At 66.1% G+C, this 25,093-nt stretch carries 22 protein-coding genes; 10 read left to right on the top strand and 12 right to left on the bottom strand.

All coding sequences use genetic code 11. The features are described from left to right. Nucleotides 1–30 precede the first annotated feature (30 nt). From V0R59_RS05640 to pobA, 9 genes are all read right to left on the bottom strand, one after another. Nucleotides 31–1,479 carry a formylglycine-generating enzyme family protein gene (locus V0R59_RS05640; protein WP_375547335.1) on the bottom strand — a complete coding sequence of 483 codons (1,449 nt, stop codon included), beginning with the start codon at nt 1,477–1,479 and terminating at the stop codon, nt 31–33. Nucleotides 1,480–1,570: 91 nt separating this feature from the next. Beyond that, on the bottom strand, nt 1,571–2,791 hold the full coding sequence (locus tag V0R59_RS05635; RefSeq protein WP_330072716.1) for an ABC transporter permease: 1,221 nt from the start codon (nt 2,789–2,791) through the stop codon (nt 1,571–1,573). Continuing rightward, nucleotides 2,778–3,473, bottom strand: coding sequence for an ABC transporter ATP-binding protein (locus V0R59_RS05630; RefSeq protein WP_330072715.1), 696 nt, complete (start codon nt 3,471–3,473; stop codon nt 2,778–2,780). The genes V0R59_RS05635 and V0R59_RS05630 overlap by 14 nt, the downstream gene beginning before the upstream one ends. Before the next feature lie 6 nt (nt 3,474–3,479). Continuing rightward, complete coding sequence (locus V0R59_RS05625) at nt 3,480–5,435, bottom strand: vWA domain-containing protein (RefSeq protein ID WP_330072714.1); 1,956 nt, start codon at nt 5,433–5,435, stop codon at nt 3,480–3,482. Continuing rightward, nucleotides 5,432–6,487, bottom strand: a complete 1,056-nt coding sequence (locus V0R59_RS05620; RefSeq protein ID WP_330072713.1) for a hypothetical protein — start codon at nt 6,485–6,487, stop codon at nt 5,432–5,434. Before V0R59_RS05620 ends, V0R59_RS05625 begins: the two co-directional genes overlap by 4 nt. Then, nucleotides 6,487–9,195 carry a virulence factor SrfC family protein gene (locus tag V0R59_RS05615; protein WP_330072712.1) on the bottom strand — a complete coding sequence of 903 codons (2,709 nt, stop codon included), beginning with the start codon at nt 9,193–9,195 and terminating at the stop codon, nt 6,487–6,489. Before V0R59_RS05615 ends, V0R59_RS05620 begins: the two co-directional genes overlap by 1 nt. After that, entirely contained in the window at nt 9,192–12,272 is a 3,081-nt protein-coding gene (locus V0R59_RS05610; RefSeq protein ID WP_330072711.1) for a virulence factor SrfB, read from the bottom strand. Before V0R59_RS05610 ends, V0R59_RS05615 begins: the two co-directional genes overlap by 4 nt. A 17-nt stretch (nt 12,273–12,289) precedes the next feature. After that, nucleotides 12,290–13,753 (bottom strand): SrfA family protein, encoded by a 1,464-nt coding sequence (locus V0R59_RS05605; RefSeq protein ID WP_330072710.1) that lies wholly within the window; start codon nt 13,751–13,753, stop codon nt 12,290–12,292. A 293-nt stretch (nt 13,754–14,046) separates the two neighbouring features. Continuing rightward, nucleotides 14,047–15,225 carry a 4-hydroxybenzoate 3-monooxygenase gene (gene pobA / locus V0R59_RS05600; protein WP_330072709.1) on the bottom strand — a complete coding sequence of 393 codons (1,179 nt, stop codon included), beginning with the start codon at nt 15,223–15,225 and terminating at the stop codon, nt 14,047–14,049. Between the two features lie 155 nt (nt 15,226–15,380). On the opposite strand from pobA, the gene V0R59_RS05595 reads away from it, so the two are divergent. Further along, nucleotides 15,381–16,238 carry a helix-turn-helix domain-containing protein gene (locus tag V0R59_RS05595; protein ID WP_330072708.1) on the top strand — a complete coding sequence of 286 codons (858 nt, stop codon included), beginning with the start codon at nt 15,381–15,383 and terminating at the stop codon, nt 16,236–16,238. Between the two features lie 17 nt (nt 16,239–16,255). Here V0R59_RS05595 and flgN read toward each other — a convergent pair whose 3' ends face one another. The 3 genes from flgN to flgA all read right to left on the bottom strand — a co-directional run bounded on the left by flgN (nt 16,256) and on the right by flgA (nt 17,787). Beyond that, a complete protein-coding gene (gene flgN, locus V0R59_RS05590; protein WP_330072707.1) occupies nt 16,256–16,684 on the bottom strand; it encodes a flagellar export chaperone FlgN in 429 nt (142 codons plus the stop codon). A 39-nt stretch (nt 16,685–16,723) separates the two neighbouring features. Continuing rightward, complete coding sequence (gene flgM, locus V0R59_RS05585) at nt 16,724–17,020, bottom strand: flagellar biosynthesis anti-sigma factor FlgM (RefSeq protein ID WP_330072706.1); 297 nt, start codon at nt 17,018–17,020, stop codon at nt 16,724–16,726. An 89-nt stretch (nt 17,021–17,109) separates the two neighbouring features. Further along, on the bottom strand, nt 17,110–17,787 hold the full coding sequence (gene flgA, locus V0R59_RS05580; protein WP_330072705.1) for a flagellar basal body P-ring formation chaperone FlgA: 678 nt from the start codon (nt 17,785–17,787) through the stop codon (nt 17,110–17,112). Between the two features lie 159 nt (nt 17,788–17,946). On the opposite strand from flgA, the gene flgB reads away from it, so the two are divergent. From flgB to flgJ, 9 genes are read left to right on the top strand one after another with little or no spacing between them, the layout of a single operon-like run. Further along, entirely contained in the window at nt 17,947–18,357 is a 411-nt protein-coding gene (flgB, locus tag V0R59_RS05575) for a flagellar basal body rod protein FlgB (RefSeq protein WP_330072704.1), read from the top strand. Between the two features lie 16 nt (nt 18,358–18,373). Continuing rightward, the gene (gene flgC, locus V0R59_RS05570) at nt 18,374–18,781 is read left to right on the top strand and encodes a flagellar basal body rod protein FlgC (protein ID WP_330072703.1); all 408 of its coding nucleotides are present in this window, start codon (nt 18,374–18,376) and stop codon (nt 18,779–18,781) included. Between the two features lie 3 nt (nt 18,782–18,784). Beyond that, nucleotides 18,785–19,456 (top strand): flagellar hook assembly protein FlgD, encoded by a 672-nt coding sequence (locus tag V0R59_RS05565; RefSeq protein WP_330072702.1) that lies wholly within the window; start codon nt 18,785–18,787, stop codon nt 19,454–19,456. Nucleotides 19,457–19,484: 28 nt separating this feature from the next. Beyond that, nucleotides 19,485–20,633, top strand: a complete 1,149-nt coding sequence (gene flgE / locus V0R59_RS05560) for a flagellar hook protein FlgE (RefSeq protein ID WP_330072701.1) — start codon at nt 19,485–19,487, stop codon at nt 20,631–20,633. Between the two features lie 4 nt (nt 20,634–20,637). Then, nucleotides 20,638–21,393: a flagellar basal body rod protein FlgF gene (locus V0R59_RS05555; protein WP_330072700.1), complete on the top strand. Its 756-nt coding sequence runs from the start codon at nt 20,638–20,640 to the stop codon at nt 21,391–21,393. 29 nt (nt 21,394–21,422) lie between these two features. Then, the gene (gene flgG / locus V0R59_RS05550; protein WP_330072699.1) at nt 21,423–22,205 is read left to right on the top strand and encodes a flagellar basal-body rod protein FlgG; all 783 of its coding nucleotides are present in this window, start codon (nt 21,423–21,425) and stop codon (nt 22,203–22,205) included. Further along, complete coding sequence (locus V0R59_RS05545) at nt 22,202–22,864, top strand: flagellar basal body L-ring protein FlgH (protein ID WP_330072698.1); 663 nt, start codon at nt 22,202–22,204, stop codon at nt 22,862–22,864. The genes flgG and V0R59_RS05545 overlap by 4 nt, the downstream gene beginning before the upstream one ends. Nucleotides 22,865–22,880: 16 nt before the next feature. Continuing rightward, nucleotides 22,881–23,987 (top strand): flagellar basal body P-ring protein FlgI, encoded by a 1,107-nt coding sequence (locus tag V0R59_RS05540; RefSeq protein WP_375547334.1) that lies wholly within the window; start codon nt 22,881–22,883, stop codon nt 23,985–23,987. Continuing rightward, nucleotides 23,987–24,865 (top strand): flagellar assembly peptidoglycan hydrolase FlgJ, encoded by an 879-nt coding sequence (flgJ, locus tag V0R59_RS05535; RefSeq protein ID WP_330072696.1) that lies wholly within the window; start codon nt 23,987–23,989, stop codon nt 24,863–24,865. Before V0R59_RS05540 ends, flgJ begins: the two co-directional genes overlap by 1 nt. The last annotated feature ends 228 nt before the right edge of the window (nt 24,866–25,093 follow it).

The following is a 25,093-nucleotide window of genomic DNA, read 5'->3' as shown; positions in this document are numbered from 1 at the left end:
TTCACGGTTGCGCTTCCTTGTGGGCTGGATTCAGTGGGTGACGGCCTTGCAGCGGTTCAGCCAGGCCTCGGTGTCGATTTTCTGGGTCTTGAGGAACGCCTGCTGGTTGGCCCAGTGGGTGCGCAGGTAAGGCGTCAGTTCCTTGAGGTTCTTGTTGGCGGTCAGCACGCCTTCGAGCACCGGTACCTGGGCTTCGATCAGGGCCTGGCCGTACAGCGAGCCGGAGTCCACCAGCGAGCTGGCGTAGTAGCGGCTGAGCTTGTGCAGGCGGTCGTTTTGCTCGTCGAGCTTGGTCTTGCGCATGCCGCAGGTCGGGTCTTCCTCACCGGCCTTGCAGTTGGCGTTGTAGTTCTTCTGCAGGAAGTCGAGGTACTGGCCGTCGTCGAGCATCTTGGTGCAGAGGAAGGCGCCGAGGTTGAGGCTGGCGCGGATGGCCTGGTCGCGGGCTTCCTGCTGCTGCTGGTTGCTGGCGCGCAGCTGGTTCTCGACGGTCTTGAGCTGGCCCTTGAGCGCGGCATCGTCGACGCTGGAGGCGAGGTCTTCGAGCGCCTTGACCGTGCCCTTGTCCTTGCTTTCGGCCACCGGCTGGTCGGCGCCGAGGGTGCTCCAGCTCTTCTCGATGCTCTTGACCCGCTCGCGCGAGGTCAGGGTCGGCGACACCAGGGCCAGGCGCAGGCCGTTGGTCTTCTTGCTGACCGCGCCGTTGGCGTTGTAGTACGGCTCTTCCTGGCGCAGGGCGGTACGCAGTTCGCCCTCGGCGGTCAGGTAGCTGCCGCCACGCACGACGAAGCCACCGGCCTGGCCGTGCTGACGGTCGAGCTTGTTGAGGCGGAAGGGCTCGAACATCATCTCGCCGGCGTTGCCGAGCATGTCATGCAGGCCCAGCGGGTTGGGCTTGAGCAGGCCGCCCAGCTGCAACTGGCCGTTGGACGACTGCGAGCCGGCGAACCACTCGTAGGCGTTCAGGCCCTCGGGCATGGGGTAGCGGTTGTCACGAAATTCCGCGGTATTGACCTGCAGGCCGCCACGGGCAGCGAATTCCCACTCGATCTCGGTCGGCAGGCGCAGGAAGCCCAGGGCACCGTCTTCCTTGGGCAGCTTGGCCGCGGCGTTGGCGCGCAGCCAGCGGTTGTACTTGTCGGCGGCCTGCAGCGCGTCCAGCCAGCTCACCGAGACGATCGGCAGGCGCTGCTTGTTCGACGGCGTCGGGCAGGTCTCGTCCATCAGCGCGCGGTACTGCAGTTGGCTCATCTCGTACTTGGCCATCAGGAAGTAGCGGGATTTCTCGCCCTTGGCGCTGGTGAAGCTGCCGGCGATGAAGGTGGGCCGGGTCTGTTCCACGTAGCCGTATTCGGCGCTGTCCTGGCCGATGTTGATCGGGTAGTCGTCGAGGGGGCCGGCCACCGGCACCAGCACCTTGCGAAAGACCATGGCGCCGTCGCAGGGCATGGGCAGGACCACGTCGTCGGCCTCGGCCATCGGGTTATAGAATTTCTCGTCCCAGGTTGCTGCCGTCGCATTCAGCAGGCAACCCAGGGTCAATGGCGCGAGGGCCAGGCGAGCGCAGGTTCTAGAGTTCACGCAGACTCTCCGCAGGTTGTATCCGGATCGCCCGCAGGGCGCCGATCAGGGCGACCAGGCCGGCGACGAGGAACGCCAGAAGCAGGGCCACCAGGCCATGCCAGACAGTGATGTGACAAATGAAGGTGCCGGTGGCCGCGCTGCTGCCGAGCAACTGGTCGAACAGCAGGCTGCCGAAGTAGTAGCAGGCGAGGCCGCCGAGGTAGCCGGTCAGGCTGAGCACCAGGGCCTGGAGGACCACGTAGGCGGCCACCGCCGGGCTGGTGAAACCGAGCAGGCGCAATACCGCCAGGTGTCGCCGCTTGCGGTCGATATTGGCGAGGAAGGCCCCCACCAGCGAGGCGATGCAACCGATCAGGGCGGCGCCGGCGATCACGCCGAAGATCAGGCCGAGCACATGGTTGATGGCCTTGACGTTGTCGATCTCGGCCAGGCGGCTGGCGGTTTCGATGCGCTGGCCGTTGAGCCACTGCTCCAGGGGCGCAACGCTGTCGATGTCGCGGGCATAGACCCGGGCGCGGGCGTAGCCGACCTTGACGCCGTCGAGCGGCTGACCGCTGCCAGCACCGAGTTCGGGCACCCGGTAGCCGTCGCGATAATGTTCCAGTTCCAGCAGCAGTCCGGGGCTGACGAAGGCCGCCGGGCGGGCGAAGCGCACGTTGTCGAGGACCGCCCGCACCTGGAGCAGCCGCTCGCCGCGTTCGTTGACTTCGTTGAGGCGGCGCGTCACCCGCAGGCGAATGCTGTCGCCGGCCTTGGCTTCCAGGCGCTGCGCGGCGCGCTCGCTGAGAATCACCTGATCGCCTTGCAGTGCGCTCAACTCGCTGGCCAGCAGCGGGTCGCCGGCGTCGGTGGGAATCACCTCGACGTTGTCGGCGAAGCGCCCATGGCTGCCAAGCAGGTCGGCCTGGGTGTTCAGCGAGCGGGTCTGGCCGATGGCGAAGCCGGTTTCCGGCAATGCCCGCAGGCGTTGCAGCCAGTCCTGGTCGTAGTGGCCGCTACTGAGCATCTTCACTTCGAGGTTGCGCGGGTCGCTGAGCAGTTCCTCCTGCAACTGGCTGACCACCCCGTGCTTGAGGCCGAACAGCAACAGCAGCGGGGCGATTACCGCGACCAGCGAGGCGGCCATGCACAGCGAGACGTTGCGGTCGTGCCAGAGGTCGGCGAGGGACAGCCGGGCGAGCAGGGCCAGGCGCTTACAGCGGTTCAAAGCGTGTCTCCCCGTCGGCGTTGACCGCGCCCAGGCGAGCCAGGCCGAAGCTGTCCACCAGGGCCCAGTCATGGGATACCAGCAAGGCGCTGATACCCAGTTCATCCACCAGGTTCAGCAGCAGTTCGAACAGGCGCCGGGCATTGTTCGGGTCCAGCGCTGCGGTCGGCTCGTCGGCCAGCAGTACCCGCGGCTCGTGCGCCAGGGCACGGACACAGGCAACCCGCTGGCGCTCGCCGATGGACAGCGCCTGGGGCAGCTTGTCCAGCAGTGGCGCGAGGCCGAGGGCGGCCACGGCCTTGTCCACCGCCGCGCTGTGCGGCGCCAGGCCGAGCATGCGGCGCGGCAGCTGGATATTGTCGCGAACCTTGAGGAACGGCAGCAGGCCACCGCTCTGCAGGACGAAACCAAGCTCCCGTGAGCGCAAGGCGGCCAGGGCCGGTTGCTGGTCGTCGGCGAGCAGGCGGGCGACATCCTCCTGGCTGGCGCCGAGGCGGTAGTGCTCCAGGCGCTCAGGCTTGAGCAACAGGCCGATGGCTTCGAGCAGGGTGCTCTTGCCGCAGCCACTCTCGCCGGTGATCGCCAGGATCTGGCCCGGTTGCAGTTGCAGTGTGTCCAGGCGCACCGCATGCGCCTGTGGGCCCTGTCCGCGGACCACTCTCAATCCCTTGATATCGAGCATGAGCGGTCAGGGCATCATTTCCAGGGGGACGGGGTAGACGTTGTCGCGGCTGTCGGCGCCCGGGGCCAGGGCCACCCAGCGGTCGACATCGGCGTTGTAACGCTGGTAGTGGCGCAGCTTGGTGCTCAGGTTGCGGATGAATTTCTCCTGGGCCAGGCCATCCCAGCCTTTCCAGGTTTCCTCATCCAGGTTGAGCACTTCGCTGTGGTACGGCAGGTCTTCCAGGTACTCGCCGAGCACGCCCAGGTCAGCCACGCGAGTGGTCGAGCCCTGTTTCAGCTGGTTCGGGTCGGTACCCATGGTCGCGGCCACCGAACGCAGGCGGGTGAACATCTCGGCGGGCGAGATCATGCCTTCGTTCGCGGCGTTCAGGACCTGCTTGAGCACATCGCTCAGATCGCTCAGCTGGGCCTTGGTCAGCAGCACGCGGACGTCGGTGGTCGGTACGTTCTGCTTGATCAGGTCACGGTCGCTGATCCATGCCTGGAACACCGGTGGCGCCTGGGTACCGGTGGTCTTGCCGAGGTAGGCCAGCTGCATGGCATGGCCGATCAGCGCGGCGTCCTCGAGCATCTTCTTCTCGGCCGGAGCGGCCTTGGCGTTGGTCGCGCTGCCGATGGCATCTTCGCCCATGTAGGCGGAACGCACCTGCTGGGTGATCGCGCTGGCCAGGCTGTCGACCTTCTGGCCGAAGGCATTCACGTCACCGGCGTTGACCGGGTAGTACAGCGAGGTGTTGGTGCCGGGGAAGTTCGACAGCACGCGGTACTGGGCTTCGGCGCTGCTGTGGTTCTTCGCCCCGCTCGGGGTCTTCAGGTGCAGGGTATAGAGGGCGACGCCGGGATTGCTGGCCTCGATCTTCACCTGTTCGGCACCCAGGCCGGTGCTGGACAGCTTGTCGCCGCCGTCGATGGCCCCGGCATCGGTGATGAGCACTACGTAGCGTGCACCGAACTGGCTCCAGTCGACCTTGTCGATGGCATGCATCACACCGGCATAGGCATCCTCGTCGAAGGCGCTGCTGGAGACCTTGGCTTGCTTGAGGTCGGCCATCTTGGCCAGGAAGTCGGCGCCGTCCTTCACCGTGTTGGGGTCGGCGTACATCTTGCTGACGTACTCCAGCCCCGGCACCGCCTTGGTGTTGGAGCGGAAGGCGACCAGGCCGAACTTGACCTGGTTGCCGAGGTTTTCCTTCTCGACCTGCTCATACACCCGCTTGATCGCCTCGCGGGTGCGCTCGATGTACGGGTCCATGGAGATGGTCGAGTCGATGACGAACACCACGGCGGCGCTGAACGCCTTCATCTGCGTCTTGGCGCCGGCCGGGTCCGCCGGGTTGGCCTTGGCGGCGCTGGCGGCATCGGCCTTGCTCACCGAGGCGACGTTGAGGATACGGGTGCGGAAGCCTTCCTCGGTCATCACTTCTTCGCCGCTCAGGACGGGCAGCAGGTAGAAGTTCTTCTGCAGGTCGACGAAGTATTCTGGCTCCTGGGCCAGTACCCCTGGCACCTCCTTGCCGTTTTTCAGCTGGGCACGGATCGGTGCCACCTGGCTGACCGGATCCGGGGCATCGAGGACGCCTTCGAGCTGCTTGCGCTCCTTGAAGAACAGCAGGCGGTCGCGGTTGGCCGGGTTGGTGAAGGCCAGGGTCAGTTGCATCTTCCACTCGACGGTGCAGTCGCCCGGCAGCCAGCCGATGCTCTTGCCCTGGGTGTCGGGGCCGACGCGCAGCCAGTCATGGCCGTCCACCGCGGCGCGCTCGTAGACATAGAAGCGGCTGAAGGCCGGTTGCGCGGTCCCGGCTGCGCCCCCGGCAGCGCTGCTGAGTTTGCAGCTCGGGGTGGTCAGGACGCGCTGGAACAGGGTCTTCTTGCCGTCCTGCAGCAGCGGTTTGTCCGCCGCCTGCAGGGCCGGGCTCAGGCTCAGGGCCAGCAGGGCGGCGCCAAGGCCGCGCAGGTTCATGGCTTGAGCTCCTCGAAGCGTGCTTTGGCCTCGGCGTTGTTTTCATCGAAGCCGAGGATGGTCTCGTACCAGTACGCGGCAGTGGCGTTGTCCGGTGCCTTGAAGCACTCGCTGGCCTGGTGGTACTTGGGGTCGTACTCGTGGGCATAGGCGCTGGCGATCTCGATGTCGCCGGCCTGCGCACGGTTGGCGTACAGCCGCTGGGCCACGCCGCAGTGGTTGTTGGCCTTGGCCTGCTTGATCACTTCGAGCAGCGTGGTGCTGTCCGGCTTGTTCTGGATGCAGGCCTGGACGAAGGCCAGCTCCGGCTGGCTCTGCATGCTTTCCAGGGTGCAAGGGAGCGCCGCCGTGGTTTCCGGGATTGGCGCCGGGGTGGGTGCCGGTACCGGCTCGTCCACTACGGGGGCCGGGTCCTGCTTGTTGAACCACCACCAGGCGCCGGCGGCGATCACGGCCAGCAACACCAGGAGCAGTAGCGGCAGCAGCCAGCGGTTGCCCGGTTTACCTGGCGGGGGCAGTACCACCGGCTCGGGCACGATTGTTGGCTCGACCGGGGTCTCGGGGGCAGGCGGCGGTGCAGGCTCGCCCTTGGGTTCGGGCGCTGGTGGAGTCTCGACCTTGGGCGGTAGCGGCGGTGGCGTCGGTGCGGGCGGTGGCGTTGGTTCGGGAGGTGTCGGGATCGGCGAGTTGAGCTCAGCCGAGGCGATCAGCGTCGGATTGAGGCGGACCATGTGCACTTCGGACTGGCCGGTAGCCGGCTGGCTGACCTCGATACGGAAGTTCGCCGTGCCGCTGGCCTGCAGCAGCGGGTTGATCAGGTTCGGACCGATACGGGTCTCGATCGCGCCGCCCTCGGCAGCACTCATGCCGTCCAGGGGGAACCAGTGGGCGACATCGTTCCACTGTCCGCCCTCGTGCAGGAACTTCTGGGTCTGGCTGCTTTGCAGGGAACATTGCAGGCCCTCGCTGGAACCCTCCCAGCCGGTGATCCGCAGCACGCCATGGCCTGGCGTGTTCACGTCCAGCGGCAGCACATCGACTCTGATACCCATTACGCTCGACTCGCTTCAAAAGTGTTGAGCAGGACGGCCAGCTGGCGCCGCTGCTCGGTGGTGATTTCCGGATCGGAGCCGCTCTTGGCGTTCTCCTTGATCAGCCATGCCAGGCTGGACAGCCAGTCCATATGGAAGCGCTGCTCCTGATGCGAAGGCTCCTCCGGCAAGTCCGGCAGATCGCCCACGGCAACCTTGCCGTAGAAGTCGAACACCGGGCCCCTGGTGCCCTGCATGCGCGCTGGCCGCTGTTCGAGCGGTTTGCCCAGCAGGCCGAACCACGACAGGAAATCGCGCATCACCAGTTGCACCTCCAGCACCTGGCGCTGCACCAGCTGGTCGCGGCGAGCACCGCCGATGATGCGCCGGGTCACTGCCGCGTCCAGTTGTTCGAGCAGGGCCGGGCGCCGTGCGGCGCTGACCAGTTCTTCGACCAGGCCGTCCATCAGCTCGCGGGTCATGCGCAGGCTGACCAGGCGCTGGGGCTGGTTGCCGATTTCGCGCATGTGTTTGATCCACGCCTTCAGCGCCGCACGGGCAAAGCGCTGCTCGGCGTTCAGGCGCCTGGCCAGCGGCTTGGCGGCTGGTGCTGAAGCCGGCGCTGGCGCGTCGTCGTGGAAGTCGTCGAAATCGAAGTCGATCGCCGGTGCCTTGTTGGCGGGCGCGGTGAACGCCGGCTCGGCTTCGCCGGCCTCTTCTTCGTCATCGTCGACGTTGTACACACCGCTCAGGTACAGCTCGCGCAACTGCTCGGTGGGCAATTGCAGGGCGAGAAGCACTTCGCTGATGACGTCGGGGTCGGCCCCTAGCGGCCTGAGCAGGAACTTGATCTTCTGCATCTTGCGCGCCAGCAGCGCCTCGAAGTCCTCTTCGCGCCAGGCGTAGAGGCCGTTCTCGAGCACGCCTGTGCGGCACTTGTGCAACTGTTCCTCGATGCGCGAAAGCTTGAAGCCGATGTCGGCGAACGGCGTGAAGCTGGAGGCGAAGCGGCTGATGCCGCCGTCATTCAGCTTCATCACTGCGGCGAAGGATTCCTCGGGCTCTTTCACATGGCGCACGACGTGCGGGTACACCTTGAACTCGGCCGCGAGCAGGTCAAGATGCTCGCCATAGCGTTCGGAAATGCTGACTTCGTCGCGATTGTCATCGGTCACGATGAACGAATTGGCATGGCGCGGCTTGCGCACCAGGAAGGTGTTGTTGAATGGCTGGCCGGACCAGTCCTTCATCCACTCCTGATTGCCAAAACGTTCCACGATGGTCATTTTCAGCAGGTTTTCGCACGACTCGATGCGTTGCGGGCGGTTCTGCTTTTCCAGTGTATCGCTGAGCCAGATGTCCATCATGGTGATCGCCCAGATCAATCCTGGCGGCCGCGCTGCGCGCTCCTTCGGCGTATAGCCCTGGGTTTTCTCGATCCATTTGCTCAGTACCGGGCCGACACTGACCACCTCGCTCTGGCCCTTGCTGCTGGTGCAGATGACCAGCGCATTCATTTCCTGGGCGTCGCTGTAGCGCTCGAACAGGTACGCCACCTTGCCACGCAGGAACAGGTTCCAGACCGGGCTGACTTCATCCGGGCTTTGCTCGCTTGCCGCCTGGCGAATGTCGCTGAAGCTGTCCCGCGAGCGATAGCCGGGGAAATCCAGCAGGTCGACTTCGTTCACCACCTCGTCATTCGGCGGGTTGACCAGGCGGAAGGTCATTTCCACGGTCAGTGCAGCCAACTGGGCAACCGTGATGCCGATACCGGACTGGACCTTGCCCTCTTTGGACGGCAGGACATTGATCGGGATATCCCGACGGGTGCCGAGCCGATTGAGGATCGTCACCGCCATGATGTTGTAGCGCGCCTCGTCCGTGTCCTGGAAGAACGCGGTCAGCGGGGCATAGACCTTATCGGGATGCCCAAGCTTCTGCAGGGCGCCGGCCAGCACCTCGTAGAGTTCAGTCAGCAACGCCTGCTCGCCCCACAGCGGCGCCAGCAGCCTGGCGCGCTGGCGCAGGTTCAGGCGCGGTGCGAGCTTGATGACCCGCGGCCAGTAGAGGTCTTCGAGCAGGGCGAGTGGCTTGGTGTAGTTGCTCGACAGATATTCCCACAGGCTGACGACATCATCGCCGTCGACCCCGGGCTGCGGCAGTTCGGCTTCCTGACCTTCGAATTCACGCAGCAGCGCTTCGATGCGCTGCGGGGTGATCTGGTAACCGGTCTTGTCGTGGTTGAAGTCTTCGAACCAGGTGTTGCCGAGGATCTTGGCCAGCTCGATTTCCCGGAGCATCTTCAGCTCGATCGGGTAGTTGGCATCCGGCGCCGGCTGCGCACGGCGGCTGAAGCGAGTGACCACACCGGTCGCCTCCGCGCCGCCGCCAGTGGGGTTGACGTGCTTGAGGAAGTCCAGGGTGCGGCCACCGAAGTCGCTCTCCAGAACCCCCTCGCTGTTGGCTGCAAGCGATGAAATCAGGTACGACTTGCCGGCCTGGGACAGGCCGAAGAAACCGACGCCCATGGGGGTCGACGCCGCGTGCTGGAGGCTCCTGGCCTGGTTGCGCGCCTTGCGCAGCCGCAGGCTCAGGTCATCGGCCTCGGCCTCGACGCTGGCGGCATTGCCGCGCACTTGCTCGATCCACTCCAGTGCCTCGCCGGCGCCCTTGTAAATGGCGCCCCAGGCATTCATCAACTGCTGTTGCTTCGGCGTAAGGTCGCTCATTTTCCTTTGACGTTCCCGCTGTCGAGCCAATAGTCGCTGTCACTCAGGCTTCCGGTTGGCATGGTGTTGAGTGAGAGCTCCAGATCCCGGTCGTAATCGAAATCGGCGTCCTGGATGTTCGTTTGCAGGTCGCAGATCACCAGTTTGTCGCTGATCAGGCCTTGCTCCAGCAGCAGGTCCGACGGCTCTTCGACTTCCAGGCGAATGCGCAGCACCGGGGTTTCGCCGTTCTTGCCCTGGGCGGTGGAGAAGCTGGCGCTGCCGCGCGGGGTGAAGCGCAGGGTGTACAGCGGCGAGGCCGACCAGCGCTCGGCGGACAGCTGGCGGTAGCCCAGGTGCATGTCGCCACGCATTTCCAGCCACGGCGTGCCGCGCTGCTCGCCTTCGCCGACGATGGGCAGTTCGATGCGGCCCTTGGACGACTTGAGGTCGTGGTAGACCACGTTGCTGTGCGCGATGGTGCCCGCTTTGTCGATCGGGCCGAAGTGCTTGATGATCGAGTAGGGCTTGAGCTCGACGGTGCGGAAATAGAAGTTCGGCACGCTGTGCTTGGAGCACAGCAGGCAGATCATCGCGCCCACCGAAGCGGTGCTCTTCGGATCGTCGATCAGGCCGTTGCGGTGGAACGGATACCAGCCGCCGGTACGGTAGTTCTGCAGCGGCAGGATGCGTCCGGGCGGCAGCGGGATGCACTTGCGGATGAAGGCCTGGATGCCCGGCAGGCGCGACGGCCGGCCGGTGAGCAGGAGCATGTCGCAGGGATAGTGGGCGACCACCTCGCACAGCTCGGTCAGGGCCCGGGTGATGTTGATCTGGCCGCCGATGAAGGCGTTGTGGACCTTGGCCAGGTCAAAGGTGATGGCGGTCTGCAGCAGGTCGAGGGTGCCGTCCTGGCCGACTTCGCGACGTACCGCCGCGTGGACGAAGTCCAGCACGCCGTCGTTGACCGCGGTGTCGCCGAGCACCTCGCGCCAGGTCTGGGTCACGGGCTGCTGGGGCTGCGCCGGGTCGTACTGCTCGTAGGCCTTGAGCAGGGCCAGGCCCAGCGGTACGAAGACCTGCAGGTTGAGTTGCTGGCGCAGGATCCGCTCCGGCGCGGTGGCATCGCCGTTGCCGCACAGGCGCGACATCAGGGCATCCGGCGCGCTCACGCCGGCGTCGCCCAGGGCGTTGCGGAACGACGGCAGGATGAACTCCTGGATCACGTCGAGGACGATGTCGTCGCCGGCCACCTTGAAGCCATCGCGAAAACGCTGGCTGGGGATGATGTGCCCATGGCCGCCGGTGCCGCCGTTGCTGCCGCGGTCGAAGCGGTAGTCGGTGATCACAAGGTCGGTGGTGCCGCCGCCGATATCGATGGTGGCGAGAGTGATCTGGTCACGTTCCTGGCGATCCGGGCGGGCCAGGGCGGCGAAGAACTCTTCCGGGTGTCCGTCGAAGTTCTCGTTGATCTCGTTGTACAGGTACACCAGCTGGCCGCAGCTGGCTTCGTCCCAGTCCACGCGGATGCTCGGCAGCGGCGTGCGCGGCAGCACACTCTTGTCCTTGAACGGGTTGCTCTCGCCGGCGTGCCACCCGAGGCTCTTCCACACCAGCCCGACGGCTTCGTACAGGCGGTTGCTGAGGATGCTGCGCTCGGCCTGCGGCATGCCCGGCGGCACGGTCAGGGTGATGCTGTTGAGCTGGCGCGGCACCCGGGCGTGGCCCTGGCGCGAGCGCTGGGCCGGGCTGTTGATCTGGGTCAGGGCCTGGGTGACCACCTCGGCGAGCATGAAGGTCATCAGGCTACTGCGCGAGTAGCGCGGGGTGAACACCGGCATGTCGTTCTTCGGCGGCAGGTACAGGGCCTGGCCGAGCTCGTTGATCAGGTGCGAGAACGGCGCGGCAGTGGCCAGCGGCTCCTTGTCGGACTTGACGTAGGCGGTGTTGAAGCGCCAGCCGTGGCCGTAGGGCTTCTCGTCCCACAGGTAGCGTTTCGGGCTGGACAGCCCGGTCGAGCCTTCGGTGCCGCGGCGGCGGCCGGCCAGGCGTCCGGCCTCGGCGCCGACGCGGGCGATGGTCGGCCACTGGAAAGCGTTGTGGCGGCCGCTCTTGACCGAGCAGTGATCCTTGCCGAAATAGGCCTGGGTGAATTCCACGCGGCTTTCGAAGGCGGTGTCGTAGACCTTTTCCGGATCGCTCAGGTCGCGCAGTTGCAGCACGTAGTTGTTCTTCAGGCCCGAGCCGGACTGGCCGTGGTCCTCGATGAGAATGCCGCAGGTGCGCGAGTTGCCGACGTCCAGTACCAGGTCCACCGGGATCGGCTTGACCACGCCCTGGGTTTCGTTGGCGATGACCTTGAGCTCGGGGATCTCGACCTTGGGTTTCTCGGTGCTCTGCTCGGCCGGGACCGGGCGGCGCAGCAGGCTCAGCACGTTGAGGTAGTGGGCGATGTGGCGGTTGCCCTGCAGGTCGCGGTCGCGACGTTCGCGGGTCCACTCGGCGCGAGCCTCGACGTACAGTTCGGCGATCCACTCGCGAATCCACACATGGGTCAGGAACCAGCCGTATTCACGGGCGCTGGTGGCCAGCTTGAAGGCCACGCCGGAGCGTACGTCGTCCTCGTTCGGCGCCAGGTAGGCGGAGCCGGCGACGGTCGGCATGATGCGGCTGTCGAAGGCCAGGGTCAGGCGGTGGGTATTGCCGTCCACATCCGGCTGCGGCAGCTTGACCAGGCGCATCCGCGACCAGTTGTTCGGGCCCTCGTCGAAGCGATTGGGCGGCATGAAACGCAGGAACGGCAGCGGCAGCCAGATGCCGTCGAACAGCTTCAGGCTGTCTTCCATCGGCACGCGGAAATGGTTGTCGTCGGTGGTGTCGAACTCCACCTGGACCACCTTGTCCGGCTCCGGCTCGTAGAAGTCCTTGTACTCGCGGGACCACAGCAGCCGCGTCGGCACCATGCCGTTGTTCAACTGCACGAACTTGCCGGCCTGCTCGCCATCCGGGCCGAGACGCAGGGCGAAATCCATGAATTGAATGCCGGTATCGCTGACCAGCGTGACCGTTTCTTCGAACTGGGTGATTTCGGGCAACATCGTCTGCGTTTCTCGTGTTATTGACCGGCTTGTTTCATCAGCATCGGGAAGGCTTCGGCACCGTAGTTGCCGGAGCAGTCAGCGACGCCTGATGCGCCTGGTTTGCAGTTCACCTGCGGGAGGTCGTAGCTGCTGCCGTCGGCACAGGCCGCCTGGCCCGCGCTGTTGATCGACAACTGGCCCTGGTTCATCGCGGCCGCTACCGGCGCCTGGCACTTCACCCCGTCGGAACGGCTGACCACGGCCTGGCCCTTGCCGTCCTTGAAGTCGTACTTCAGGCGCAGCGGCTTGCCGGTGCCCACTTCCTGGATGCCTGCACCGGCATAGTCGCCGTTGAGGAAATCGGCGGTGCCGTTGGCGACGTCCGGCGGGATGCTCAGCAGGTTCTGTGCATTGGCCGGTGCTTTCTGCTCTTCCGGCAGCTTCGGCGGTGCGGGCGTTGGCGGAGTGGGCTCTGGCTGCGGCTCGGGTGCAGGTTCAGGAGCCGGTGCCGGTTCGGGGGCCGGCGTCTCGGGAGCGGTGGTGTCCTGCGGGGTTTTCTCGTCGGGCGACGGCGCAGGGGCCGACGGACCGGAGTCGTTGCCCGGAATCTGGCCATCCTGTGGCAAGCCAGCGCTGCCCGAGCCATCCGGGGCGCTACCCGAGCCAGTGCCCGGACCAGTGGAGCCGTTGCCGCTGCCTGGCCTGCCCCAGCCGTTGCCGGTGTGGTCCGGCATCAGCACCGGACCGTCGGGTTTGTTCAGGTCGATGTTGCCGAGGCCGGGAATGAGCCCCGGGGCGCAACTGCGCAGGCCGAACAGCAGCAACAGAAGCAGCAGGAGCAACAGCGGTAGCCACCACCAGCGGCGCCACCACGGTGCTGATGGCGTGACCGCAACGGGTGCCGGTGCAGGGGCCGGTGGTGGTACGGGTGTTGGTGCTGGAGGGGCCAGAGGCGGTTCCGCAGCCTTGGTCACCTTCGGATACAGACAATGCAGGGGCTCGCGGCTGCGCTCGGCGCCGGCATGGACAAAGCCCCAGAAGGTCAGGACCGGACGGCCATCGACCAGGTACACATAATTTTCATCGGGGAAGGGCACCACGCAGGTCAGCAGCTTGCCGAACACCGTGCTGTCGCCCTGGGCAGCATTGCGGGCGCCGGCCAGGGGTTGGCCGCTGGCGTCGAGGCCGAGCAGGTTGTTGCTAAGGTCGTTGATGCGCGCCTGGAGGAGTTCCAGTTGGGCACGGGCAGGGGTGCGTTCTTCCTCGGTGGCGCTGGTCCACGGAATCACGTCGCCTGGGCGTTCGCTGTACCAGTCGAGGGTGCTGCCTCGTTCGTCGCTTTGCGGAATGGCCAGGTGCTCGACCAGTTCCGGGTATTGCGGATACTTGCGCCGAATCGCCTCGCGAATCTGCAGCGCAGCACGATAAACGGGTTGGCCAGTCTCACCCAATGCGGTGAAGTCTTCACTTCTCCCGCTACGCAGCAATACTCCACGCATCCTTGAAGACCTACCTAGTCTCTAATCCGAATCCATCCGGTATCTTGATTTCAATACCGAAAAACCGAGCAACACTAATGGCAAAATGATTTCTGCGTCAATTCGTGACAGACCAATTCGCTCGAATTGACGTCAAAAAGCCGTAGTTGCGAATGAGGGGCCGCAGTGCTTCTAGAACAGGCGTTAGCGGGCCGTCCCCCCGGAATTGCTCGGTGTGCCGACGAAGTTGCCTGGGGGGAGCACTCATTAAAGGGGCCGCTGCAGAGCCGGCCCCTTTTTTCGTCGCTCCGGCCTCAGCACACCTCTTCGTACGGCAAGCCCACATAGTTCTCGGCAATATTCACCAGCCCTGCGGTGGAGCTTAGGAAGTAATCGCGGTCGGCCTCCTGCATCTTGCGGTCCCAGGCGTCCTTCTCGCCGTCGAAATCATGCAGCAGGTTGGTCATGAACCAGCTGAAGCGTTCGCCTTTCCACACCCGGCGCAGGGCCAGTTCGGAGTATTTCTCCAGCAGGTCGGTGCGGCCCTCGCGGTAGACCTTGACCAGGATGCGGTACAGGTAGCAGACGTCCGACGCCGCCAGGTTGAGGCCCTTGGCCCCGGTGGGCGGGACGATATGGGCGGCGTCGCCGACCAGGAACAGCTTGCCGTACTGCATCGGCTCGACCACGAAGCTGCGCAGCGGCGCGATGCTCTTTTCCAGCGACGGGCCGGTGACCAGGCGCGCGGCGACGTCTTCCGGCAGGCGGGCCTTGAGTTCGTCCCAGAAGCGCTCGTCGCTCCAGTCCTCGACCTTGTCGCTCAGCGGCACCTGCAGGTAGTAGCGGCTGCGTGTCAACGAGCGCTGGCTGCACAGGGAGAAGCCGCGCTCGTGCTGGGCGTAGATCAGCTCTTCGTTGACCGGCGGGGTGTCGGACAGCAAGCCCAGCCAGCCGAACGGGTAGACCCGCTCGTACTCGGTCAGCACGCCTTCGGGGATGGTCTTGCGCGACACGCCGTGGAAGCCGTCGCAGCCGGCGATGTAGTCGCAGTCGATGCGCTGGCGCTGGCCATCCTTCTCGAAGGTCACCCAGGGGCGCTCGCCCTTGAGCTCATGGAGCTGGACATCGCTCGCCGAGTAGATGATCGGCGCGCTGCGGGCTTCCATCAGGTCGCGGGTGACTTCGGTCTGGCCGTAGACCATCACGCGCTTGCCGCCGGTGAGTTCGCTCAGGTGGATGGGCACGCGCTTGCCGTCGAACACCAGTTCCACGCCGTCATGGACCAGCCCTTCGGCGTCCATCCGCGCGCTGACCCCGGCTTCCCGGAGCAGGTCGACGGTGCCCTGTTCCAGCACGCCGGCACGGATGCGGCCGAGCACGTAGTCCGGGGCCTGGCGTTCGATGATGATGTTGTCGATGCCGGCCTTGTGCAGCAACTGGCCGAGCAGCAGGCCGGACGGACCTGCGCCGATGATGGCAACCTGAGTTTTCATTGTTCTTGTCTCGTTCTGGACGTTTGAGGTCTGCGCGCTCCTGTATTTTTTGCCTGCCGCCAGTCGAATAGAAGGTGATTTACTGTGGGTAAATTGCACTTTTGCAAAATGTGTCCGATTATCGCCCCTTCCTGTCCCGTCCGTGGTGTCCGCCCATGAAGGATCCCGCTGTTCCCGTCTTCAAGCTGTATGGCGAAAGCCAGGCCTGGCCGACCCCGGACCTGCTGCACTGCGAATCGATTCCCCAGCGCAGCAGCCTGCACCACTGGGAGATCAAGCCGCACCGGCATGCCGACCTGTACCAGTTGCTCTACGTGCAGCGTGGCCAGGCGGTGGTGGACGTGGAGGGGCGCCGGGGCGAGATCGTCGAGCCTTCGATCCAGGTCACGCCGCCACTGTGCGTGCACGGCTTCCAGTTTTCCGAGGACATCGAAGGCTATGTGCTGAGCCTCGGCGCGCCACTGGTGGCGCAGCTTGAGGCCCGGCTTGGCGCGCCGCTGGCGTCGGCGGGCTGCTATCCGCTGGGGGAGGATCGCGGGTACATCGATACCCTGTTCGCGGCCTTGCTCCGGGAGTACGAAGGCAGTGCCCTGTCACGCGACCTGGTGCTCGGCTCGCTGGTCAACGTGCTGATGGTGTGGATCAGTCGCTGCCGCCAGCAGAACCGGGCGCCGAGTGGTCGGGACGAGCGCAACCGGCAGTACCTGGGAGGCTTCATCAAGCTGGTGGAGCAGCATTACCGCGAGCACCTGACGGTGGAGACCTTCGCCCATCGCCTGGGCATGTCGGCGGTGCACCTGAACAACCTGTGCCGCCAGCTGGCGGGGCAGACCGCGTTGCAGATCATCCACCAGCGGCTGTTGCTGGAGGCGCGGCGCAACCTGGTCTACACGAACATGACCGTTGCGCAGGTGTCGGACCAGCTGGGGTTCGCTGACCCGGCCTATTTCTCGCGGTTTTTCCGGCGGCTGACGGGGCAGTCGCCGAACGGGTTCCGGCGGGGCGGGGAATAGGTCGGGAGCAGCCGCCATCACAGACTTGGCAACGGCCTCCCGTTCGGCCCGTACAAGCGATCCGCCGTGACGCGATCGAGAAAGTCGAGGATCTGCTGGTTCCCCTTCAGGCGCTGGCTCACCGCCTCGCCATTGATCCGGTTCAACGCCCGCGCGCGCAATGCCGAGCGCCGCAAGCGCTGCCAGGTCGCCAGGCAATCCGCTGCCCGCGCCGCGCGCAACGCACCCTCGCGCCCCGGCCCGTAACCCAGCTTCAGTTGCGCGCCGATGCGCATCGCCTCCAGCTGTTCCAGGCGCAGCAGCGCCGCCTGCTTGCCCGCCACCAGCTCGCGCAGGCGCTCGGCGTCGACCCGCGCCTGGGCCAGGGCCAGGCGCTCCTGCTCCAGCAGCTGCAACAACTGCTCGACCACCTGGTGCTGCAGATCCAAATGCCTGTCCAGACTCATGAACACTCCATTCTCAACACGAACCGGGCGCGCCAGCGTTCAGGTCGGCGCGCTGCTCAACATTTCCCGGGCATCGGCCACCAGGCCGTCATAGATGGCCTCGGCATCGACCTGGAAGCTGCCGCCGGCAATGGCCTGGCGCAGCGCGGCGACCTTTTCCAGGTCGACCGCCGCCGAGGCGTCGGTGTCGCCGAGGCTGCTGACCTGGGACAACTGCACCGCGTCGTCCTGGCTCAGGTCCAGGTCCTCGGGCAGCGCGCGGGTGGCGCCGGTGCCGGGCAGCTCGCTGTCGGCGGGGGGAAGGGGCGGGGTGATCGGCGTATTGGTGATGTTCACGATGGCAGGCTTCGTTGGCTGTGATGAACCCCACTATCGGCACCGGCGAGGGCCACCTTTGGCCGGTGAGGGGGTTTCGACGAAAAAAATCAGTGACGCAGCAGCAATTCGTTCTTGCCGACCACCTGGGCCTCGAACATCCGCCCGTCGTTGCCGACGAAGCGCACGCTGCTGCCCAGGTTGCCGTTGTCCAGCGCCTTGCCCTCGCGACTGAGGCTGAAACCGTTGCCTTGCGAGCGCAGCGAGACCCGGCCATTGCGCTCCACCAGCCAGCGTTCGCGCACGCCCTTGAGCGTGACCACCGCGCCGCGGGCGATGGCCCGCGCAGCCTGGCGCCCGAGCAATGGCTCGACGCCCGGCGCGCTGTCCCTGGGCAGGTCCTCCAGGGCGCCGCGCTGGCGCACCAGCATGTCGGCGGCGATCACTTCGCCCGCGTCGATGCGGCGGGAACTGACCACATAGTTGCCCTGTGCACCGACCCGCACTTGCAGGTAACCCAGCACGCCTTCTTCTGCGCCGCAGCTCACGCCCACCGCCACTCGCCCCACCGGCAGCCGACCTGGATGCACGAGCCAGGGTCGAGGATCGCCACAGTCGCGGATTCGCGCCGCCGGCTGGCCGATGTCCAGCGTGGTCAGGTGGCTGCCGGCGGGCAGGCCCTTCTCCAGCAACTGCCGGACCCGTGCCTGCAAGTCGTCGGCGGCGGCCAGCATTGGCAGCACGCAGAGCAGCAGGCACAGGGCCTGACGGGGAATTGATCCTGGCACCGCGCAGCGCCTCTGGCAGGGATTCAGGCGGAGCATTCTAGGCAGCCGGGCGAACGGGCAAAGCTCGAATTGCTCGGAAAATCGTCGTCTGTTCCGGCCTTTGCCCTTTGCCTGCGACCACTAACCTGCTGGCCGTCATAGACCCACGGGCCCGCGGACATGATCGACAAACTCGACAACGAGCTGCGCTTCCAGCAGGACGCCATGAGCCTGCGCGCCGAACGCCAGCAGGTGCTGGCCAACAACATCGCCAACGCCGATACGCCGCAGTTCCGCGCGCGGGATTTCGATTTCGCTGCCGAGCTGGCGAGCTCGCTGAGCGAAGACAAGAGCCTGCGTGGCATGAGCCTGGCCACCACCTCCGATCGTCACCTGCGCGCCTCATCCGCTGCCGGCGCCAGCCGCGAGCTGCTGTACCGCGTGCCCGACCAGCCCAGCCTCGACGGCAACACCGTGGACATGGACCGCGAGCGCGCCCAGTTCGCCGACAACAGCGTCCGCTACCAGGCCAGCCTGACCTTCCTGACCAACCGCCTGCAATCGCTGAAGACCGCGATGCAGGCCGAATAATCCCGGGGATTACCGCATGTCCATGTTCAGCATCTTCGATATCGCCGGCTCGGCGCTCAGCGCCCAGTCCGAGCGGATGAACGTGACCGCCAGCAACCTGGCCAACGCCGACACCACCAGCGGCCCCGACAGCGAGGCCTACCGCGCGCGCCAGGTGGTGTTCGAAAGCCAGTACCAGGGCGGCAGTGACATCGGCGGCGTGCGGGTCAGCAAGGTGGTCAGCGACGACTCGCCGCTGCGCCAGGAATACCGCCCCGGCGATCCCCTGGCCGACGACGCGGGCTACGTGACCATGCCCAACGTCGAGCCGGTGGGCGAGATGGTCAACATGATCTCGGCGTCGCGCTCGTACCAGGCCAACGTCGAGGTCATGGCCACCAGCAAGGAACTGATGATCAAGACCCTGACCCTGGGCGAGGCATAAGACATGACCAGCACCATCGCCAGTTCGGTCCTCGCGACCATGAACAGCAGCAGCGACACCAGCGCAAGCTCCAGCGCAGCGGAACTGCAGGACGAGTTCCTCACCCTGCTGACCACCCAGTTGCAGAACCAGGACCCGACCGACCCGCTGGACAACAGCGAGATGGTCACCCAGCTGGCGCAGATCAGCACCATCAGCAGCATCGAGAACGTGACCACCACCCTCGAAGGCATCTCCAGCCAGATCAGCGCCGCGGAAACCCTGCAGGCCTCGGCGCTGGTGGGCAATGGCGTGCTGATCGAGGGCAACGGCATCCAGGTCGCGGACGGCAGCGCCACTACCTTCGGCGTGACCCTGGCCAGTGACGCCGACGACGTCAGCGTGACCATCAAGAACAGCAGCGGCACCGTGGTCGCCACCCTCGACGTCGGCGACATGAGCGCCGGCACCCAGTCGCTCACCTGGAACGCCACCCTCGACGACGGCAGCACCGCCGCCGATGGCAGCTACACGTTCAGCGTCAGCGCCAGCAGCGACGGCAGTGCGGTGACCGCCACGGCATTGAAGTACGCCCTGGTCACCGGCGTGACCACCGACAGCAGCAACCAGGTCGCCCTCGACCTCGGCGGGGTCAACGACAACGTCGGCCTCGGCGACATCAAGCTGGTGCTGTGACCCCCACTCGTTCATCTGGAGAACACCCATGGGCTTTTCCCAAGCGCTGAGCGGCCTGACCGCCGCATCCACCGACCTGAACGTGGTCAGCAACAACATCTCCAACTCGCAGACCGTCGGCTTCAAGAGCTCGACCGTGCAGTTCGCCGACGTCTACGCCGATGCCGACGTGGGCCTGGGCACCACGGTATCGGGGGTGGTGCAGAACTTCGGCGCCGGCAGCCTGACCACCACCGACAACAGCCTCGACCTGGCGATCAACGGCGAGAGCTTCTTCACCTTCACCGACGGCACCCAGACCGTCTATTCGCGCAACGGCCAGCTGACCCTGACTACCGAGGGCTACCTGGTGAACGCCTCGGGCGACCAGCTGCTGGGCACCAACGGCGTGATCCAGATTCCCACCAGCGGCATGGCGGCCAGCGCCAGCACCGAGCTGGACGCCTCGCTGAACCTGGATTCCAGCGAAGACATCATCACCGCGACCTTCGACGCCACCGACGCCTCGACCTACTCGTACTCGACTACCGCCACGATCTACGACTCGCTGGGCAACAGCCACACCTCGACGCTGTACTTCACCAAGTCCGCCGAGAACACCTGGGACGTGCACACCGCCATCGACGGCAATGTGCTCAGCGAAACCCAGACCGTGGCCTTCAACTCCAGCGGCCTGATCACCAGCGGCGCCAGCGGCACCTACACCTACGATCCGGCCAATGGCGCCGCGCAGATGTCCATCGAGCTGGACCTGACCGGCTCCACCCAGTTCGGCAACGACTTCTCGATCACCGACATCGACCAGAACGGCTACACCTCGGGCAGCCTGGTGAGCTTCAGCATCGACGACACCGGCACCGTGGTCGCGACCTATTCCAACGACCAGACCCAGGACATCGCGCAGATCCAGTTGGCGACCTTCGCCAACGAGAACGGCCTGAAGTCCAATGGCAACAACACCTGGCTGGCCACCAGCTCGTCCGGGCAGGCCTTGCTGGGCGTGGCGGGCAGCGGTTCGCTGGGTTCGATCCTCGCCGGCACCACCGAGGATTCCAACGTCGACCTGACCGCCGAGCTGGTCGCCCTGATCGTCGCCCAGCGCAATTTCCAGGCGAACGCCAAGTCGGTGACGGCGCAGAGCGAAGTGCTGCAGCAAGCCGTGAACATCGGTAACTGATGCCATGGACCGGATGCTCTTCACCGCCATGAGCGGGGCCGACCAGGCACTGGAACAGCAGGCGGTGGTGGCCAACAACCTGGCCAACGTGGTCACCCCGGGCTTCCGTGCGCAACTGGTGCGCATGGAGGCCGCGCCTGTGGCCGGCGAGGGCTTGCCGACGCGGGTCTCGGTCAGTGCGCAGGGCGCCGGCGTGGACTGGAGCGAAGGGCCGATCACCCACACCGGGCGCAACCTCGACGTGGCCCTGGGCAGCGACACGATGCTCGCGGTGCAGGGCAGCGACGGCCAGGAAGCCTATACCCGGCGCGGCGACCTGCAGGTGGACAGCGAGGGCGCGGTGACCGTGGCCGGCCTGCCGGTGATCGGCGATGGCGGGCCACTCAGCGTGCCGCTGGGCAGCGAAGTGAGCATCGGCAGCGACGGCACTATCAGCGTCCGTGAGCTGGGCATGGAGCCGCGCGGCTTGAGTCCGGTGGGCAAGCTCAAGCTGGTCGCGGCCCTGCCGGGCGAGCTGGAAGCCGGCAGCGACGGCCTGTTCCGCCAGCCCGCCGATGCCAACGGCAATCGCGGCAGCCTGGCCGCCGACGACAGCCTGCGCCTCGCTCCCGGCGCGCTGGAGGGCAGCAACGTCAGCCCCACCAGCGCCATGGTGGCGATGATCGACAACGCCCGCCGCTACGAGATGCAGATGAAGGCCATCAGCACCGCCGACGAAAACGCCAAGAGCGCCAACGCCCTGCTGTCCCTTCAGGGCTGAGCCGGCGCCGAACCAACAGGAACCTCTCGATGATCAGATCGCTGTGGACGGCCAAGACCGGCCTCGAAGCCCAGCAGGACCAGCTCGACGTGATCGCCAACAACCTGGCCAACGTCAGCACCAACGGCTTCAAGCGCTCGCGGGCGGTGTTCGAGGACCTCGTCTACCAGAACGTGCGCCAGCCGGGCGCGCAGAGCAGCACCGACACCCACTTGCCGTCCGGCTTGCAGGTCGGCACCGGGGTGCGCCAGGTGGCCACCGAGCGCCTGCACACCCAGGGCAACCTGGAGCAGACCAGCAGCTCCAAGGACCTGGCGATCAACGGCCTCGGCTTCTTCGAAGTGGACATGCCCGACGGTTCCACCGCCTACACCCGCGACGGCAGCTTCCAGCTCGACGCCAACGGCGAGATGGTCAGTTCCAACGGCTACAAGCTCACCGCCGGCATCACCATCCCGGCCAACGCCACCTCGGTCACCATCAGTTCCGACGGCATCGTCTCGGTGACCCAGCCGGGCAGCTCCACCTCGACCCAGGTGGGCCAGCTCAACCTGGCGCTGTTCATCAACAACGCCGGCCTGCAGAGCATCGGCCAGAACCTCTACCTGGAGACCGACGCCTCCGGCGCGCCCACAGAGACCACCCCGGGCCTGAACGGCGGCGGCACCCTGAGCCAGGGCTATGTCGAAACCTCCAACGTCAACGTGGTGGAGGAAATGGTCGGCATGATCCAGACCCAGCGCGCCTACGAAATCAACAGCAAGTCGGTGGAGACCTCGGACGAGATGCTCCAGCGCCTGGCCCAGCTATGACCTGGCATCCGCTGTCACTGCTGCTCGTGGCCGCGCTGCTGTCGGGTTGCGGGCAACTGGCGCGGGAGCCGGTGGTGGCCGACGAGTCGATGTATGTGCCGTCGCCGCCGCCGCGCCTGGCCAATGGCTCGATCTACCAGGGCCGGCGCGGCCCGCAGCCTCTGTTCGAGGACCGTCGCCCGCGCATGGTCGGCGATACCCTGACCGTCGAGCTCAACGAGCAGGTCAGCGCCAGCAAGACCTCGTCCTCCAATGCCGACCGCAGCGGGAGTATCGGGCTGGCGTTCGCCACCAAGTCCAGCCGTGATTCCCAGGTGGGCAACTACGGACTCAATGCCTCCACCGACAACGAGTTCGCCGGCAGCGGTGGCTCGCGGGCCAACAACTCGTTCACCGGCACCATCTCGGTGACGGTCATGGAAGTGCTGCCCAACGGCAACCTGCGGGTACGCGGCGACAAGCAGATCGCAATCAACCAGGGCACCGAGTTCATCCGGTTCTCCGGGGTGGTCAACCCGCGCACCATCACCGGCGAGAACACCGTGCTCTCGACCCAGGTCTCCCTGGCCCGCATCGAGTACGTCGGCGAGGGCTACATCAACGAAGCGCAACGGATGGGCTGGCTGCATCGCGTGCTGCTCAACCTGTCGCCTTTCTAGCGAGTGAATCATGGCCCTGTTCCCGTTCTTCCGCGTCCTGCTCGGCGCCTGCGCGCTGCTGTCGGGCCCGCTGGCCCAGGCCGAGCAGATCCGCGATATCGCCGACTTCGCCGGGATCCGCAGCAACGACCTGGTGGGCTACGGCCTGGTGGTCGGGCTCGACGGTACCGGCGACCAGACCACCCAGAGCCCGTTCACCGAACAGGGCCTGACCAACATGCTCTCGCAGTTGGGCGTGACGCTGCCGGCCAACGCCAACATGCAGATGCGCAATATCGCCGCGGTGATCGTCACCGCCGATCTGCCGCCCCTGACCCGGCCGGGGCAGCACATCGATATCGTCGTCTCGTCCATCGGCAACGCCCGCAGCCTGCGCGGCGGCACCCTGTTGATGACGCCGCTGAAGGGCGCCGATGGCGATGTCTACGCCATGGCCCAGGGCAACCTGCTGGTGGGTGGCGCGGGGGCGGCGGCCAATGGCAGCAGCGTGCAGATCAACCAGCTGGCCGGCGGGCGCATACCCCGTGGCGCGGTGGTGGAGCATACGGTGCCGCTGGCGCTGGGGGCCGACCGTGGCCTGCTGGAGCTGCAGTTGCGCGAGCCGGATCCGGCCACGGCGCAGCGGGTGGTGTTCGCGATCAACACGGAAATGCGCAACACCGTGGCCTCGGCGGTGGACGGTGGGCTGGTGCAGATCCAGGGACCGCTGTCGGCCAACGAGCGGGTCAACTTCATGGCCCGCATCGACAGCCTGGAAGTGCTGCCGATGCACGCGCGGCCCAAGGTCATCCTCGATTCGCGCACCGGCTCGGTGGTGCTCAATGGCTCGGTGAAGCTGTTCCGCGCCGCCGTCGCCCACGGCGACCTGTCGGTGACCATCGACACCACCAATACCGTCAGCCAGCCGGGCGCCCTGAGCGGCGGGCAGACGGCCGTCACCTCCAACAGCAGCATCACCATCGAGACCCAGGCCCGCGCCCTGCACGTGGTGGAAGGCGGCGCCGACCTGATGGACGTGGTCAAGGGCCTCAACGCCCTTGGCGCCACGCCCCAGGACCTGATGGTGATTCTGCAGGCGCTCAAGGCGGCGGGTTCGCTGCGCGCCGAACTGGAGATCATCTGATGAGCGTGGCCGACGGCGCGGCGGGTTTCGCCCTCGATGTGCAGGGCCTGCAGCGCCTGCGCAGCCAGGCCGGGCGTGACGGCGAGGCGGGGTTGAAGGAGGCGGCGCGGCAGTTCGAGGCGCTGTTCCTGCAGAGCATGCTCAAGAGCATGCGCGCGGCGATTCCCAAGTCGGAGATGTCCAGCGACTCGCAGACCGAGCTCTACACCGAACTGCTCGACCAGCAGTGGGCGCAGGCCCTGGCGACGCGCGGCATGGGGCTGGCCGAGCACTTGACCAAGGGGCTGGCGGGAAGGACGCAGGCGGCGCCGGCGGCCGAGTCGCCGTTCGCCAGCCTGTCGCGGCAGAGCCCGGCCTTCGAATCGTGGAAGCGCCATGCGGTCAGTACCGACGACAGCGACCGTGCGGCCCATGTCGAGGATTTCGTCAATCGCCTGGCCGGCCCCGCGCAGCGTGCCGAACGCAGCAGTGGCGTGCCCGCCGAGCTGATCCTGGCCCAGGCCGCCCTGGAAACCGACTGGGGCCGGCGGCGCATCACCACTGCCAGCGGCGCGGACAGCCACAACCTGTTCGGCATCAAGGCGGGTGGTCGTTGGGAGGGCGAGAGCACGCGTGTCATGACCACCGAGTATGTCGGCGACGAGGCGCAGAAGCAGGAAGAGAGTTTCCGCGTGTACCCCAGCCTGGAAGCCGCCTTCGACGACTATGCCCGGCTGATTCGCAGTCGTCCCGGTTATGCCGGCGCCCGCACGGCGACGGACAGCGCCCAGGCGGCGCAGGCCCTGCAGCAGGGCGGGTATGCCACCGACCCGCGCTACGCCGACAAGCTGATCGCGGTGATGGCCACCATCGGCCCGCTGCCTACGCCGGGGTTGTGAAGGACTATTGATTTGGCTGTTCCTACAGAGGTTGAGAGAGCTACGCGGACTCTGTGGGAGCTGGCTTGTCGGAGCGCCGAACCGCAGCGATAGCGGTAGTGACTTCACCGACGTCATCGCTGGCAAGCCAGCTCCCACAGGGTCCGCGTTGTCCTTGACCGAGATGTGTAGATATCCATGCCCGGTATTCAGCCTTTATTTTTTCAGCAACGGGTCAAGACGCCCTTT

This window comes from Pseudomonas ulcerans (genome assembly GCF_036324125.1).
Taxonomy (GTDB): domain Bacteria; phylum Pseudomonadota; class Gammaproteobacteria; order Pseudomonadales; family Pseudomonadaceae; genus Aquipseudomonas; species Aquipseudomonas ulcerans.
This window is presented reverse-complemented; position numbering and strand designations above follow the sequence as displayed.